Here is a 15,642-nt window from a genome sequence, read left to right as displayed (position 1 = left end):
TTATCCTAATCTTTTCTTTATTTATAATCTACGGCTTTTTCTAATGATAAAGCACCATCAAACACAGTTTGTTCATCATACGCTTTTCCAATTAACTGTAAACCTACAGGCATACCATCTTCATCTCTATTAATAGGTAATGAAATTGCAGGTAAACCAGCTAAATTAACTGAAATTGTATAAATATCACTTAAATACATCTCTAATGATGTTTTAAAACTTCCAAATTCAGGAGCTGTTGTAGGAGCAACAGGAGAAAGAATTAAATCAGCATCATTAAAAATAGCTTCATACTCATCTTTAATTAAATGTCTAATTTTTTGAGCTTTAATATAATAAGCATCATAATAACCAGAACTTAAAACAAAAGAACCTAACATAATTCTTTTTTGCACTTCTTCACCAAAACCTTGAGTTTTAGTTTGAGTATACATATCTTTTAAACCAGCTTCACCTTTTCTATTTCCATATCTAACCCCATCAAATCTTGATAGGTTAGCAGAAGCTTCAGCTGTAGCAACAATATAATAAGATGATAAAATTTTACTAGTATCTAACATATTTTTATGAACAATAGTATGACCAGCTTCTTCTAAAGCTTTAATAGCTTTTTCATATCCAGCTTTAATAGCAGGGCTAGCTTGCTCAACAAAACTATCAATCACTGCAATTGTTAATTTTCTATTAGAATCAAGTTTAGGTGCAACTGCCTCATATTCTACATTTGCAGATGTTGAATCCATTGGATCATTACCAGAAATAATATCATATAAAATAGCAGCATCTTCTACATTTTGAGTGATTGGTCCACACTGATCTAGTGAAGAAGAATAAGCAGTAATACCATATCTTGAAACTCTTCCATAAGTAGGTTTCATCCCAACAACACCACAATAAGCAGCTGGTTGTCTAATAGATCCACCTGTATCTGTTCCTAGTGCCGCAACAGCAATACCAGCAGCAACTGCAGCAGCTGAACCACCTGAACTTCCACCTGGAACTTTTGTATTATCTACAGGGTTAAGAGTTTTTCCATAGCAAGAAGATTCAGTTGAACTTCCCATAGCAAACTCATCCATGTTTGTTCTACCAAACGCACTTAAACCTGCTTCATTTAATTTATTAATTACAGTTGCATTATATGGTGAGTTATAACCTTTTAAAATATTACTAGAACAAGTAATTTCCCAATTTTTAACATTTATATTATCTTTAATAGCTATTGGAATACCAGAACCTGATTCAGAAATATTTTGTGAAGTTAATTGCTCAACATACGCGCCAGTTTTATCATCTTTAATTTTTTGTTTTAAATCATCTCTTAATTTTTTAATCTCATCATCACTTAAAGTAAGTGCTTCTTTTAGAGTTATCAAAAGGCTCTCCTGTGTTTTACAATTATAGTATACACCCGATTTTATCTAAAAAATGATTAAATTTTGGTAAATTAAAATTAAATGAAATTAAAAAGAAATTTTTAAGCTAAATAGTATTTGAAAGTATTATTTTTTTGTAAAAAAAAAGGTAGAAGTTAAAACTTCTACCTTTCTTATATTGTATAAATAAAAATTATACGAATGAAATGAATGCCATTTGAGTAGCATCACCTCTTCTAATTCTTGTTTTAACAATTGAAGTATATCCACCATTTCTTGTTTCGTACTTTGGTGCGATTTCATTGATAAGTTTTTTAGTAGCTTCTTTGTCTTGTAATGCTTTGAAAACAGCTCTGTGAGTGTTTAAATCTGCATTTCTAGCAGTAGTTACTAATCTTTCAATATATCTTCTTAATTCTTTTGCTTTTGGAACAGTTGTTTCAATTTTTTCTCTCTCGATTAAAGCGATTGCCATGTTTTTTAATAACGCTTTTCTATGAGAAGAAGTTCTGCTTAATCTTCTATATCCATGCTTATGTCTCATATTACTAACCCTTAATTATGCTTTTAGTTGCTCTAACTTTCTTCTTAATGCAGAAGCAACATTTTCTGGAAGTGTATCTTCAACTGGGAATCCTAAAGATTCTAATTTCTCAGCAATCTCATCGTAAGATTTTTTCCCTAAGTTTTTAATATTTTTTACTTCAACTTCACTCATAAGTACTAATTCACCTAAGAATTTTAATCCAGCTCTATCTAAAGAGTTGAATGATCTAGCACTTAAATTTAAATCATCAATTTTAATAATTAAATCTTTAAGTTCTACTGGCTCTTCACCTGCATCACTTACTGTTACTTCAGATAAATCAAATACTTTGTTAAATACTGACATTTGTGAATACATAACAGATACTGCTTCTTTAAAAGCAGTAATTGGAGAAATTTGTCCATTTGTTTGTACGTTAAATACAGCTTTTTCAAAGTTAGGATTATCTTCAACTAACATTTTTTCAATATCGTAAACTACCTTTTTTACTGGTGTAAAGAAAGCATCGATTGGAATGTAATCTGGTCCAACAATATCTCTAATATCTTCAGAAGGCATATATCCTATACCTTTTTGAATAATTACAGAGAATGTAAGATTACAATCTGAGTTAATAGTAGCTAGGTGTGCATCTGGAGAAACAACTTCTACATCAGCATTAATTAAATCTTCACCTTTAATCTCTTTTGGTCCGTTAAAAGAGTATTCAACTACTACTTGCTCTTCTTCGCTATTTATTTTAAACTTAATATTTTTAAGATTAATAACAAATATAGCTATATCTTCTAGCATCCCTCTTAATGAGTCAAACTCATGAGAAGCACCTTCAATTTTAACTGCAATTGGTGCGTAACCAACTGAAGAGCTTAATAAAAGTCTTCTTAAAGGGTGTGCCAAAGTAATTGCAAAACCACTCTCAAATGGATATGCAGAAATCTTAGCTTCGTTATCACTAATAGCTTCAATTTCAACTTCAGTTGGTAAAAACGGTGTATCTGCAAACTTCTTCATTGGCTACCTTTTTGCTCTCAATTATTTAGAATATAACTCTACGATTAATCTCTCTTCTACAGGAATAACAACTTCTTCTCTAGTTGGGATTCTTGTGAAAATTCCGAATACTTTATCTTTATCTACATCTACCCAGTCAACTAGTCCAGTTTGGTTAGTTAACTCTAAAGATCTAACGATTTGTGGGTTAGTTTTAGATTTTTCTCTGATTTCAATTTTTTGACCTGGTTTAACAACGTAAGAAGGAATATCAACTTTCTTACCATCAACTAAAATGTGTCCATGAGTTGTAAATTGTCTAGCATTTGCTCTAGTTGAAGCAAATCCCATTCTATATACAACATTGTCAAGTCTTTGCTCGATTAAAGTAATTAAGTTAGCACCTGTATTACCTTCTCTTCTTGCAGCTTCTTTAAAGTATTTTCTGAATTGTTTTTCAGAAACACCATACATGAATTTAGCTTTTTGCTTTTCTCTTAATTGTAAACCATATTCAGAAATTTTAGTTCTTCTTTGTCCGTGTTGTCCTGGAGCAAATGGTCTTTTTTCTAATGCAGATTTACCGTTAAGTCTTCTTTCACCTTTTAATCCAAGGTCTGCATCTAATCTTCTTTCGATTTTTTCTACTGGTCCTCTATATCTTGCCATAATTGCCCCTTACACTCTTCTTCTTTTAGGTGGTCTACAACCATTATGTGGTAATGGTGTAACATCTTTAAACCAAGTAACTCTGATACCTTCAATAGCACCTACAGATTTAACTGCAGTATCTCTACCAGATCCTGGTCCTTGAATTTTAATACCAACGTTTTTAATTCCATGTTCCATTGCTTTTTGCATTGCATCTTCAACAGCAGCTTGTGCAGCAAATGGAGTTGACTTCTTAGAACCTTTAAATCCTAAGCTTCCAGCACTTGACCATGCGATTGCATTACCTGCATTGTCAGATACAGTAACCATAGTATTGTTAAATGTTGCAGCAATATGTACAACACCGTCAGCAATATTTTTTCTTACAATTTTTTTTCTAGTAACTTTTCTTTTTGCCATCTACAATCCCTTATTTAGCTGCTGCACCAACAGTTTTCTTTTTACCTTTTCTTGTTCTAGCATTAGTCTTAGTCTTTTGCCCTCTACAAGGTAAACCTTTTCTGTGTCTTAAACCTCTGTATGAACCTAAGTCCATTAAAGCTTTAATATCCATAGCAACTTTTTTTCTTAAATCACCCTCAACTTGGTAGTTCTTTTGGATTTCAAGTCTAATTGCTGCTGCTTCATCTTCTGTTAATTCGTGTGCTCTTTTGTTTCTATCAATACCTACAGCATCTAAGATTAATCTAGAGTTATGTAAACCAATACCGTAAACGTAAGTTAACGCGTATTCCATTCTCTTTTTATTTGGTAAATCAACACCTGCGATTCTTGCCATGTCTTTTTATCCTTGTCTTTGTTTGTGTTTTTTGTTTTCGCAGATTACTCTTACGATACCATTTCTTTTGATAACTTTACATTTATCACACATTTTCTTTACTGAAGCTCTAACTTTCATCAGTCATTCCTCTTTTTGTGTTTATTACCACTTTTCAACAGGCAAGAGACGTAAACAAACGATATAATCTTTACCGTATCATTTGTCTTAACCTATATTTTCTCTAAATATTCAGGAGTAAAAATAGTAGGCTATAGTAAAGCGTTTGCTTTAACGCTACTCCTACCAACTCTTTATAAAACACAAATATTTTATAAAAACTTCCTTGATGGTTGAAAAAATGGATTCGGATTATAATTAATTTTTACTTAAATATAGTTTAAAGCTTAAACTTATTTCAGCTTTGTTGTTGTAAAATACGAATAACACTTATAAAAGGATTTAAATGTCTAAAATTTTTACAAATGAATTAATAAACATACAAATTGAACAAAGCGAAATTCCATGGCTTAAAATTTTCACAAATAAAAATTTAAAAGAATTATCTCATTGTGATACTGAAACTAAAATGGAAATATTTAGATGTTTAGATATTATTGAAAAAACAATGCTTGATTATTTTAATTGTGACAAAGTAAACATTGCTTCATTTGGAAATTATGTACCTCATGTACATTTTCATGTAATGGCAAGATTTAAAGAAGACTCATATTTCCCTGAACCAATGTGGGGGAAAAAACAAAGAGAATCTGATCTTAGACTACCTTCTTTTGAAGGGTTTTATGAATTAATAAAGAAAAGTTTATAAACTTTTCTTTATTTTATGGAGTTTATCCATCTGCATTGATTTGTGTAATTAATTCTTCTAAAACCTTTGGTGCATCCTCATGACTTGGTTGACATCCACCAGCTGCCTCATGTCCTCCTCCATCATATTTAAGCATTAACTCACCTACATTTGTTTTTGAAGTTTTATTTATAATAGATTTACCTGTACTATAAACTACATTTTGTTTATCTCTTCCCCAAACAACATGTATTGAAATATTTGTTTGAGGATACATAGCATAAACTAAAAATCTATTACCTGGATAAATTATTTCTTCATCTCTATAGTCTATAATTACTAAATTTTTATGAACTGTAGTACATCTTTCAAGTTGTTCTTTAAACTCTTTTTCATATTTAAAGTATAAATCAACTCTTTCTTTAACATCTCTCAAAGATAAAATATCTTCAATTGTATGATCTTTACAGTAATCAATTAAATCCATCATTAATTGATAATTTGACACTGTAAATTCTCTAAATCTTCCAAGTCCAGTTCTACTGTCCATTAAAAAACTTAATAACTCCCAACCTTTAGGATTTAATATATCTTCTTTCGTAAATGCTGCACTATCTGCTTTGTTAGCTGCAATCATCATATCATCAAAAGCTTCTGGAAATTTTTCTTTTCCTCCATAGTATTGATATACAACTTCTGCGGCACTTGGTGCTTTTGCATCAATAATATGATTATCTTTTTTTTCATTTCTTAATGTTTCACTAAAATGATGATCAAAAGCTAAATAAACACCATTAACGTAAGGTAAATTTGTAGTAATATCATTAGAAGTAATTTCTACTTTTCCATCTTGCATATCTTTTGGGTGTACAAATGTGATTTCATCTATTATTCCAAGATACTTCATAAGTGTTCCACACACTAAACCATCCATATCACTTCTAGTAACAAGTCTATATTTCTTATCCATAAGAACTTCCTAAATTAAAGTTTTGATTATTCTATCATAAATGATTATTAAATTCTATTAAATAATTATATTTAATTAAAAAGTATTAAAAGGTTTAGTAAAAAAAGGGGTTTCCCTTTTTTACTATTTAATGTAGTTAGCGATTATATCACCCATTTCTGCAGTTGTTACAACTTCTTTAGCATCATAAGCGGCTAAATCTTTTGTTCTGTATCCATCTTTTAGTACATTTCTAATAGCTGTTTCAATTTTATTTGCAGCTTCTTCTTCACCTAATGAATATCTTAACATCATTGCTGCACTTTCAATAGTAGCAATAGGATTAGCAATACCTTGTCCTGCAATATCAGGAGCTGAACCATGAATTGGCTCATAAATTGCTGTTTTATCACCAGTTGAAGCTGATGGCAATAATCCAATTGATCCAACAACCATTGAAGCTGTATCTGATAAGATATCTCCAAAAATATTTCCTGTTACAATTACATCAAATTGTTTTGGATTTCTTACAAGTTGCATAGCTGCATTATCAACATACATGTGTGTTAACTCAACTGATGGATACTCTTTTGCAATTTCCTCCATTGTATCTCTCCATAATTGAGATACTTCAAGTACATTCGCTTTATCTACAGAACAAACTCTTTTGTCTCTTTTCATAGCAAATTCGAAAGCTTGTCTACCAATTCTTTCAATTTCTGGTTTTGTATAAACCATAGTATTATAAGCTTTTTGTCCATCATTTGCTCTTGGTTGACCAAAGTAAATACCACCGATTAACTCTCTTACAACCATAATATCACAACCTTCAATAACTTCAGGTTTTAATGTAGATGCATTAACTAATTCGTCATATACAATTGCAGGTCTTAAGTTAGCATAAACACCCATTTCTTCTCTGAATTTTAAAAGTCCTGTTTCTGGTCTTAATTCTCTTGGTAAAGTATCCCATTTTTCACCTCCAATTGCTCCAAATAAACAAGCATCAGAATTTAAAACACCATCAATTGTTTCTTGAGGTAAAGGAACACCTGTTTCATCAATCGCAATTCCACCCATTAAGTATTCTTTATAATCAAGTGTAAAATTACAAGCCCCTGCAACTGTATCTAAAACCTTAATAGCTTCATCAACTATTTCAGGACCAATTCCATCACCTTTAATTAAAGAAATATTATATCTTTTCATTTAGTTATTTTCCTTTTCTTTTGCTGCTTCAATATTAGCAAAGTTAATTAATCCACCAGCTGCAATTAGCTCTTGCATAAAATCTGGAATAGGAATAAATTTATATGTTTTATTAGTTGTATTATTAGTAATTTCACCTGCATCTAAATTAATAGAAATTTCTTCACCTTCTTTAATTTCTAAAGACTCAGGTAATTCAAAAATAGGTAAACCCATATTAAATGCATTTCTATAAAAGATTCTCGCAAATGAAGGTGCAACTACTGCTGCAACACCTGCTGCTTTTAAAGCAATTGGTGCATGTTCTCTAGAGCTTCCACATCCAAAGTTTTCACCTGCAACGATAATATCACCTTTTTGTAACTTCTTTGGGAAGTCTGGATCTGCATCTTCCATTACATATTTTGCTAAATGTTCAGGGTCTGAACTATTTAAATATCTTGCTGCAATAATTACATCTGTATCAATATTTGCACCAAAATTCCATACTTTTCCAGTAATTTTATTCATATTTTGTATCCTTGTATTCAATAAATCTTTAATCTATTAAACATGATTATTTTCAGAAAACATACATTTTATCTAAAATTTTAGTAATATTTGATTAAATAACATTTTTTTAATAAGTTTCTTATGTAATTTCGGTATAATAAATGCCTATCTTAAGAAGGGGATTTTTCGTCAATGAGTGCCAAAGATTTAAATAAAGCTATAGAGCAAACTGTAAAAGAATACAAAGACTCTATTTTAACTTATGAAAAAATTATTAAAATCTTTCCTAAAGCTCCATCAGCAGCAAATGTAAAAAAACTTTTAGCTTTTATACAACTATACAACGTAACTGTTATTAGTTCTCAAGAACAAGCAAAAAGAATGAATGCTGAAGAAGCCAAAAAGAAAAGAGAACAAAGAGAAAAATTAATCGAAAATGAAGATGATGTTTTTGATTTATTAAAGAATAAAGAATTATTAGAGTGGTCTAGATCTGATTCTCCTGTAAGAATGTATTTAAGAGAAATGGGTCAAATTCCATTACTTACAAAAGAAGAAGAAATTGAAATTTCTAAAAAAATTGAAATGGGTGAGGATGTTATTCTTGATGCCATTTGTTATGTACCATACTTAATTGATTTTATTTTAGAGTACAAAGAACCTCTTGTAAATAGAGAGAGAAAAGTAAAAGAACTTTTCAGAAACTTTGATGATGAAGATTCTGATGATTCTGCTGATGATGTTGAAACAGAAGTAGATTCTGATGATTCTGATGATGAAGCTGGAAAGAAAAATAAAAAACTTGATAAAAGAGCTCAAACTATTATTGATTCTTTTAAAATTTTAGAAAAAGCTAAAAAAGATTGGCTTAAATTCTTAGCAAAAGAATCAGCAAAATCTGATGATGAAATTCATCAAATGCAATTTAATTTAGCAGTTGCTTATAAAAAAAGAGTTTTAAAAGAAGCTTTATTAGATTTAGGTCCAACATCTAAACTTATTACTGAAATTGTAAAAGCTATGGAAACTGCACTTAAATCTGATACTGGTTTTGATAGTGAACTTAAAAGATTAGAGTATAGATTACCTTTATTTAATGATACATTATTAGCTAATCACCAAAAGATTTTAGATAATATTGTTAATTTATCAAAAGTACAAATTACTTCTATGGTTCCAGAAGCAACAATGGTTTCTACTTATATGGAAATTAAAAAGTTATTTCAGACTAAAGAAGCCTCAAAAGGTGGATTTGATCTTGAACCAGAAGAGCTTAAAGATGTTTTAGAACAAATCAAAAGAGGTAAACAAATTACTGATAAGGCTAAGACTAGAATGGCTAAATCAAACCTTAGACTTGTTGTATCTATTGCAAAAAGATACACAAATAGAGGTTTACCATTCTTAGACTTAATTCAAGAAGGTAATATTGGTCTTATGAAAGCTGTTGATAAATTTGAGTATAAAAAAGGTTATAAATTCTCTACTTATGCGACATGGTGGATTAGACAAGCAATTTCAAGAGCAATTGCAGATCAAGCTAGAACTATTAGAATTCCAATTCACATGATTGAGACTATTAATAGAATTAATAAAATCATTAGAAAAGGTATCCAAGAAAATGGTAAAGAGCCAGATGTTGATGATATCGCAAAAGAAGTAGGACTTGCAGTTGACAAGGTAAAACAAGTAATTAAGATTACGAAAGAACCTGTATCACTTGAAGCACCTATTGGATCTGATGATGATGGTAAGTTTGGTGACTTTGTACCTGATGAAAAAGCCCCAACTCCAGTTGATAATATTATGAAAGAAGACTTACAAGGACAAATTGATCAAATTTTAGCACAGCTTAATGAAAGAGAGCAAGCAGTTGTTAGAATGAGATTTGGACTTATGGATGATGCTTCTGATAGAACACTTGAAGAAATTGGTAAAGAGTTATCAGTTACTAGAGAAAGAGTAAGACAAATTGAATCAAGTGCAATTAAGAAACTAAAACATCCTAAAGTAGGTAAAAATCTTAAAAATTACGTAGAGAGTTAAAATGAACTTCTTTGAAGACTGGGTTGATTTAGATTTAAACCCTATAATATCTTTTAATCAAAGTGGTAAAATTACTTACTCCAATAGTGAAGCTCAATTTTTGCTTAGTAGAATTAAGCAAAATGAGCTTTTTGAGTTAGCATTAAAATATGCTTCTCAATCTTTTGGAGTAAAAACTTCATACATTAATTTAACTATGAAAAGTTATACTTTTTATGCAATAACAGTTAAATATGAAGATGAAGACGAAATTCACATTAAACTTTATAAAAGTGCAATGGTAAAAAAAGAATCAAAACTAAATATTTCTAATGTTGATAATACAAATATTTTTACAATACTTGATTTGGCTATCTCAACACAAAAAATCAAAAATAATATTAACTATATAAAAAATTATGACCCTTCTATTCCTGATTTTAAAATAGAAGCAAGTTCTTTTATAAAAGTAGTAAATGAAATATTACAAACATTTAACAATGCAGAAACTATCAAATGTTCTGTAATGCTTAAAATTGGTGAATATATTAGAATTGATGGGAAAAAATACTCTTTAATAAGTGTAAAATTTCAAGCAGATAAAAAAGCAGATGTTACAACACTTAAAGCAAAAGATCATTCATCTTTTATTTTAAGCTGTGAAGAAGACAATATTATTATTGATCTACCTCTGATTATTTAAATTATTCTCTAAGTTCTAAACACAAACTTAGAGAATAAAACACCAATAGGAACTACACCTAGACCAATTAAAAAAGCAATAGGTAAAAATAAATTATTATTGTTTAATGCAAAAAATGAAAAAACTAACAAACCATATCCTAAAACTCTATAAATAGATAAAAAGCCACCTGCTGAAAATATTGTATTTTTTAAAGAATTTCTTTTTACTTTTGATTTCTCATCATTTATTATTTCTTTTATTTTTTCAGTAGTAAGTTCATCTTCTGGAATTTCCTCATTTTGACTATATAAATCATAAGGATCATCAATTTCATCTATCTTATCTCTTTGCTCACTTGAATAATCTTGCTTAGAATAATCAACAGTAGAAAGCCTATTTTGTATATTTCTTTTATAAGAGAAGAAAGATGTAATAGTAATAAATAAAGAAGCTATAAATGCAACTTGTGCATTTAATAGCCAATATTTATCATGAAAAAATAAAGAATATAAAATTAAACAAAAATCAATTACAATAAAAACCTTTGCAAAATCTAAAATAGTTTTATTAATCTTCATCATCGTCGTATGACTTGTCTCCATGTTTAGCTCTATGTGCATATCTAGGATCATTTTCTAATCCTTCAAACTCTTTTTGCGCTCTTTTATATGCTTTTACAATATTTAAAACAGCTGCTGCTAACCCCCAAAATACACCAAGCCATAAAGTCCATTCATAGCCTGTTAAACTTTTAAGTCCATAACCAATACCAAAGCCAATGGCAACAGCAGCGACCATTGAAATACCCAAAGATAAGTTATCTAATGCTCTTAGTTTTCCTTGATGTTTTGGTTCTTTAAATTCTTTATTTTCCATTTAAAGCCTTTATTTTATATATGAACAACAATAATCAGTAATTGTTTTTACTTTAATATCAAAGCTTGAATTTGCTGGTACATCAAACGAAGTGTTTGCTGTATATGTATTCCAAGTATCACTCCCTGCAAGTTTTACTTCAACTTCTCCATCAAGTATTTCCATTAACTCAGCAGCATTAGTCCCAAAATTATACGATCCTGGCATCATAATACCTAAAGATTTATCTTCTCCATTTGCATCAACAAAAGATCTACTTGTTACATTTCCATCAAAATATATATTTGCTTTTTTAACTAGGTCTACGCTTTTTAAAATTTCCATTTTATTCTCCTATAAATTTTTCATAACTTCATTAGCTGCTTCAATACAAGCTTCAATATCTTTATCTGAAATTGCCGTTGATATAAATCCTGCTTCATATTGAGAACAAGCGAAATAGAAACCTTTTTTTATCATTTCATGATGGAATTTAGCAAATCTATCAAAATCACATTTTCCTACTTCTTTAAAGTTTGTCGGAACTTCCTCACAAAAGAAGAAACCGAACATAGAACCTCTTGTGTCAACTTGTAATGCAATATTATTCTTAGTTGCTACTTCTTTTAATCCAGTTACTAATTTAACTGCTTTTGCATTTAACTGTTCATAAATTTCTGGATTTGATTTTAATTTTTTTAGATTCACTAATCCTGCACTCATAGCAACTGGATTTCCACTTAATGTTCCAGCTTGATATACAGCACCATCAGGAGATAAATGCCCCATAATTTCTTTTGAAGCTGCAAATGCACCTACTGGCATACCAGCACCAATTACTTTACCAAAAGTAATAATATCTGCTTGTTGTTCTAAAATTCCACTAGCACCTTTTAAAGAAGCTCTAAAGCCTGTCATAACTTCATCAAAAATAAGTAATGCACCATTTTCATCACATAATTCTCTACAAGCTTTAATAAACTCAGGACTTGCAGGAACTAATCCCATATTTCCTGCTATTGGTTCAATAATAATACAAGAAATATCAGAAGAATCTTCAAAACATTTTTTTAAGTTTTCAATATTGTTATATTCACAAAGAAGTGTATGTTTAGTTAAATCAGCTGGAACACCAGGACTACTAGGACTTCCAAAAGTAGCTAACCCTGAACCTGCTTGAACTAATAGTGAATCAGAATGACCATGATAACATCCTTCAAATTTAATAATATCATTTTTACCTGTTACACCTCTTGCTAATCTAATAGCTGACATTGTAGCCTCAGTTCCTGAACTTACAAATCTTACTTTATCAATATTATCAAACATTTCAACAATTTCTTGGGCTAATTCAGTTTCTAAAGTAGTTGGTGCACCAAAAGATAAACCTTTTTTAGCTGTTTCAATAACTGCTTTTTCTACATCTTTATCGGCATGACCAAAAATAAGTGGACCCCATGATTGTACAAAATCTACATATTTATTTCCATCTATATCAAAAAGATAAGCACCCTCACCTTTTTCAATAAAGGGTGGTGTTCCTCCTACACTTTTAAAAGCTCTTACAGGTGAATCTACACCACCTGGAATAACTTCTTTTGCTTCTTCGTATGCTTTTATTGAATTATCAAACATTTAATATCCTATTCAGTAGTAATTTTAGGCATAGGATACCTAAAAAACATTTATGTTATAGTAAATCTATATACTTGTGTTAATCTTGTATTAGTATTTTTTTTATATAATCTTTTTTATGAAAATAATACTTGTTGCTTTTTTACTATCAATTTCACTTCATTTCTTATTTCTTTTTTCCATAACTAAAAAAGAAGTCAAGAAGAAACCTTTACAAGAACAAACAAAACAAATAAATAAAACACAAGTAAAATATGTAAAACTAAAGAAAAAAGAAGTTGTTGAAAAAGAAAATATTATAAAAAAAATCGAAAAAAAAGATAACCCAAAAAAAATTATAAAAAAAACAACAAAAAAGAAACTAGTTAAAAAAAATAAAGTAAAGGCAAAAAATAAAACCACTAAAAAAGTTATAAAAAAACAAATAAAAAAGAGTAATGAATTACAAAATAAAATATTAAAGAATCAAATCGTAAAAAAAGAAAACTCTATTCAACATAAAACTCTTGAAGATTTTTTATCTCAAAAAAATCCAGAAGAAGAAAAAATGTTAAGTCAAGTTGAACGTCTTTATGGAAGAGAATTTGAAACTTTTACTAAGGTTCAAAAAGCATTTATAAAAAAGAATCTTAATAGATTTCAAGCTATTACTCAAAGAGTTTTAAATAGATTAGGATATCCTTATATTGCAAGAAAAATGAGATTATCAGGAAATAATCAAGTTTCATTTATTTTTCATCCAAATGGTGATATAACAAATTTAAAAATCACAAACTCATCAGGATATTCTATTTTTGATGAATATTCATTGGAATTAATTAGAATAGCATATAAAGACTATCCTAAACCTAAAACACCTACAAAACTTATTTTTAATGTACACTATAGACTTTATTAAAAGGAATACTTAAAATGACAAAAATAAAAGAATTAATAAAAAATTTACTTAAAGGAAAAATACCATTAAAAATTGTATTTTGGATATATTTTATTTTAGTAACATTTTTATTAAATATTTTTATTCAAATAGATTTAAATAATAGCTATTATGAATTAACATTTAATAAAACTCAAACATATATTAATTTAGCTTTATTTTTTTTATTATTTATTTATACTATATTTATTTTTATTGCTGTAATTAAAAGTGCAAACCAATATAAAGGCTCTAAATTTTTAGCTTTTTTAGCTAAACTTACTGTTACAATAAATTTAATTAGTACTCTATTTTCAACACTTGATATTTTAAAAGTTTACTATTTTGAAGATTATTTTATTGGTTCTCAAATAAAAGCCTATAAAGCACAACTTCCTATAAAAGTAAACTCATACACTAACTTGAAAAATATTGATAAAATTGAAAATAAAATATTATATACTTATCAAATTGTAAATAAAAAATTTTCTCATATTGCCAATTTAAATTTAAAGAGCTTCAAAAAAGATGTTCAAAATTCTTTATGTGAAGATGAAACAACACTTGACTTATTAAAAAAAGATTATGTTTTAAAATATAGCTATTTAGATGAAAAAGGCAACAAGCTTATCAATATAGACACTACAAAAAAAACTTGTGGCCCAAGTATTTATGATTTAGATATTTTAAAAGAAATACTAAGCAAACAAGGACAAATGTAATTTTTTAAATAATTTTAAACATAAGATAGTAAAATACGATAATTTTAATGATTTATATTAAGGTATTAGATGTTAACAGACAAAATAAGAAATAAAGAAGAAGGTATTATTTTATATGGTATTACGCCACCTAAAGTAAAACATACAGAAGAAGAAATACAACAAATAGCAAAAAAACATGTAGAAAGAATTTCAAAACTAAATGTTGATGGTTTAGTATTATATGATATTCAAGATGAATCAGATAGAACTGATGAAAAAAGACCTTTTCCATTTATCAAAACTATCAATCCTTGTGAGTATTCAAAAAACTACTTACAAGAATTAAAAACTCCAAGAATAGTATATAGAGCAGTAGGAAACTATAATGAAGAGAGGTTTTCTGCTTGGCTTGAAGAAACAAAACAAAGTCAAGTTCACTCAGTTTTTGTAGGAGCAGCTTCCCATGAGCAGCAAACAAATATTACATTGAAACAAGCTTATGAATTAAAAAGAAAAGTAAATGACAATCTTTGTTTAGGTGGAATAGCAATACCAGAACGTCACTCAAAAAAACATGATGAGCATTTAAGAGTTGCTTCAAAAATAAATAGTTCTTGTGAATTTTTTATCACTCAATGTGTTTATGATTTAGAAGCTTCTAAAATATTTTTAACTGATTATGCAAAATATGTAAAAGAAAATAACCTACAAATGGTTCCAATTATTTTTACATTGACACCTTGTGGTAGTGCAAAAACACTTGATTTTATGAAATGGTTGGGAATTAATATTCCAAACTATTTAGAAGAAGATTTAAAAGAATCTGGTAATATTTTAAAAGAATCAGTAAAACTATCAAGGGATATTTTTGAAGAACTTTATATTTTTGGTAAAAAAAGAGGTATTCCTGTAGGTTGTAATATAGAAAGTGTTGCTATTAGAAAAGAAGAGATTGAAGCTTCTGTTGAGCTTCTTGAAGAAGTAAAAAAAATAGTAAAAGAAAATTAAAGATTAAAAATAAA

20 protein-coding genes are annotated in these 15,642 nt (G+C 28.7%); 6 read left to right on the top strand and 14 right to left on the bottom strand.

The features are described 5' to 3' along the window. Positions 1 to 17: 17 nt before the first annotated feature. From gatA to rpmJ, 7 genes are all read right to left on the bottom strand, one after another. On the bottom strand, positions 18 to 1,376 hold the full coding sequence (gene gatA, locus ACH5BK_RS00685; RefSeq protein ID WP_404303809.1) for an Asp-tRNA(Asn)/Glu-tRNA(Gln) amidotransferase subunit GatA: 1,359 nt from the start codon (positions 1,374 to 1,376) through the stop codon (positions 18 to 20). Positions 1,377 to 1,569: 193 nt separating this feature from the next. Beyond that, complete coding sequence (rplQ, locus tag ACH5BK_RS00680) at positions 1,570 to 1,920, bottom strand: 50S ribosomal protein L17 (RefSeq protein ID WP_404303808.1); 351 nt, start codon at positions 1,918 to 1,920, stop codon at positions 1,570 to 1,572. Positions 1,921 to 1,935: 15 nt separating this feature from the next. Beyond that, complete coding sequence (locus tag ACH5BK_RS00675) at positions 1,936 to 2,934, bottom strand: DNA-directed RNA polymerase subunit alpha (RefSeq protein ID WP_404303807.1); 999 nt, start codon at positions 2,932 to 2,934, stop codon at positions 1,936 to 1,938. A gap of 21 nt (positions 2,935 to 2,955) precedes the next feature. Beyond that, positions 2,956 to 3,582 (bottom strand): 30S ribosomal protein S4, encoded by a 627-nt coding sequence (gene rpsD / locus ACH5BK_RS00670; RefSeq protein WP_404303806.1) that lies wholly within the window; start codon positions 3,580 to 3,582, stop codon positions 2,956 to 2,958. Between the two features lie 9 nt (positions 3,583 to 3,591). Further along, positions 3,592 to 3,984, bottom strand: a complete 393-nt coding sequence (rpsK, locus tag ACH5BK_RS00665) for a 30S ribosomal protein S11 (protein ID WP_404303805.1) — start codon at positions 3,982 to 3,984, stop codon at positions 3,592 to 3,594. Positions 3,985 to 3,994: 10 nt separating this feature from the next. Next, entirely contained in the window at positions 3,995 to 4,363 is a 369-nt protein-coding gene (gene rpsM, locus ACH5BK_RS00660; RefSeq protein WP_404303804.1) for a 30S ribosomal protein S13, read from the bottom strand. Positions 4,364 to 4,369: 6 nt separating this feature from the next. Then, a complete protein-coding gene (rpmJ, locus tag ACH5BK_RS00655) occupies positions 4,370 to 4,483 on the bottom strand; it encodes a 50S ribosomal protein L36 (RefSeq protein ID WP_254577927.1) in 114 nt (37 codons plus the stop codon). Between the two features lie 325 nt (positions 4,484 to 4,808). Here rpmJ and ACH5BK_RS00650 point away from each other — a divergent pair, with 325 nt between their 5' ends. Further along, complete coding sequence (locus ACH5BK_RS00650; RefSeq protein WP_404303803.1) at positions 4,809 to 5,171, top strand: HIT family protein; 363 nt, start codon at positions 4,809 to 4,811, stop codon at positions 5,169 to 5,171. A gap of 22 nt (positions 5,172 to 5,193) precedes the next feature. Here ACH5BK_RS00650 and ACH5BK_RS00645 read toward each other — a convergent pair whose 3' ends face one another. The 3 genes from ACH5BK_RS00645 to ACH5BK_RS00635 all read right to left on the bottom strand — a co-directional run bounded on the left by ACH5BK_RS00645 (position 5,194) and on the right by ACH5BK_RS00635 (position 7,818). Next, on the bottom strand, positions 5,194 to 6,120 hold the full coding sequence (locus ACH5BK_RS00645) for an exopolyphosphatase (RefSeq protein WP_404303802.1): 927 nt from the start codon (positions 6,118 to 6,120) through the stop codon (positions 5,194 to 5,196). Between the two features lie 123 nt (positions 6,121 to 6,243). Further along, entirely contained in the window at positions 6,244 to 7,308 is a 1,065-nt protein-coding gene (gene leuB / locus ACH5BK_RS00640; protein WP_404303801.1) for a 3-isopropylmalate dehydrogenase, read from the bottom strand. Further along, positions 7,309 to 7,818: a 3-isopropylmalate dehydratase small subunit gene (locus ACH5BK_RS00635; RefSeq protein ID WP_404303799.1), complete on the bottom strand. Its 510-nt coding sequence runs from the start codon at positions 7,816 to 7,818 to the stop codon at positions 7,309 to 7,311. A gap of 174 nt (positions 7,819 to 7,992) precedes the next feature. On the opposite strand from ACH5BK_RS00635, the gene rpoD reads away from it, so the two are divergent. Beyond that, positions 7,993 to 9,846 carry an RNA polymerase sigma factor RpoD gene (rpoD, locus tag ACH5BK_RS00630; RefSeq protein ID WP_404303798.1) on the top strand — a complete coding sequence of 618 codons (1,854 nt, stop codon included), beginning with the start codon at positions 7,993 to 7,995 and terminating at the stop codon, positions 9,844 to 9,846. A gap of 1 nt (position 9,847) precedes the next feature. Next, positions 9,848 to 10,528 (top strand): hypothetical protein, encoded by a 681-nt coding sequence (locus tag ACH5BK_RS00625; protein WP_404303796.1) that lies wholly within the window; start codon positions 9,848 to 9,850, stop codon positions 10,526 to 10,528. 8 nt (positions 10,529 to 10,536) lie between these two features. Here the strand turns inward: ACH5BK_RS00625 and ACH5BK_RS00620 are convergent, their stop codons facing one another. Genes ACH5BK_RS00620 through hemL form a run of 4 tightly spaced genes read right to left on the bottom strand, consistent with a single transcriptional unit; the run spans position 10,537 to position 13,000 of the window. Further along, positions 10,537 to 11,142 carry a hypothetical protein gene (locus ACH5BK_RS00620; RefSeq protein ID WP_404303794.1) on the bottom strand — a complete coding sequence of 202 codons (606 nt, stop codon included), beginning with the start codon at positions 11,140 to 11,142 and terminating at the stop codon, positions 10,537 to 10,539. Next, a complete protein-coding gene (locus ACH5BK_RS00615; RefSeq protein WP_404303793.1) occupies positions 11,078 to 11,386 on the bottom strand; it encodes an AtpZ/AtpI family protein in 309 nt (102 codons plus the stop codon). Before ACH5BK_RS00615 ends, ACH5BK_RS00620 begins: the two co-directional genes overlap by 65 nt. A gap of 9 nt (positions 11,387 to 11,395) precedes the next feature. Continuing rightward, entirely contained in the window at positions 11,396 to 11,710 is a 315-nt protein-coding gene (locus ACH5BK_RS00610) for a pyrimidine/purine nucleoside phosphorylase (protein ID WP_404303792.1), read from the bottom strand. A 9-nt stretch (positions 11,711 to 11,719) separates the two neighbouring features. Further along, positions 11,720 to 13,000 (bottom strand): glutamate-1-semialdehyde 2,1-aminomutase, encoded by a 1,281-nt coding sequence (gene hemL / locus ACH5BK_RS00605; protein ID WP_404303791.1) that lies wholly within the window; start codon positions 12,998 to 13,000, stop codon positions 11,720 to 11,722. A gap of 118 nt (positions 13,001 to 13,118) precedes the next feature. Here hemL and ACH5BK_RS00600 point away from each other — a divergent pair, with 118 nt between their 5' ends. The 3 genes from ACH5BK_RS00600 (at position 13,119) to ACH5BK_RS00590 (ending at position 15,628) form a co-directional block, all read left to right on the top strand. Then, the gene (locus ACH5BK_RS00600; protein ID WP_404303790.1) at positions 13,119 to 13,898 is read left to right on the top strand and encodes an energy transducer TonB; all 780 of its coding nucleotides are present in this window, start codon (positions 13,119 to 13,121) and stop codon (positions 13,896 to 13,898) included. A gap of 14 nt (positions 13,899 to 13,912) precedes the next feature. Beyond that, on the top strand, positions 13,913 to 14,638 hold the full coding sequence (locus ACH5BK_RS00595) for a hypothetical protein (protein WP_404303788.1): 726 nt from the start codon (positions 13,913 to 13,915) through the stop codon (positions 14,636 to 14,638). Positions 14,639 to 14,707: 69 nt separating this feature from the next. Next, positions 14,708 to 15,628, top strand: coding sequence for a methylenetetrahydrofolate reductase (locus ACH5BK_RS00590; protein ID WP_404303787.1), 921 nt, complete (start codon positions 14,708 to 14,710; stop codon positions 15,626 to 15,628). The last annotated feature ends 14 nt before the right edge of the window (positions 15,629 to 15,642 follow it).

This window comes from Arcobacter sp. YIC-80 (assembly GCF_044841725.1).
Lineage (GTDB): Bacteria > Campylobacterota > Campylobacteria > Campylobacterales > Arcobacteraceae > Arcobacter_B.
This window is presented reverse-complemented; position numbering and strand designations above follow the sequence as displayed.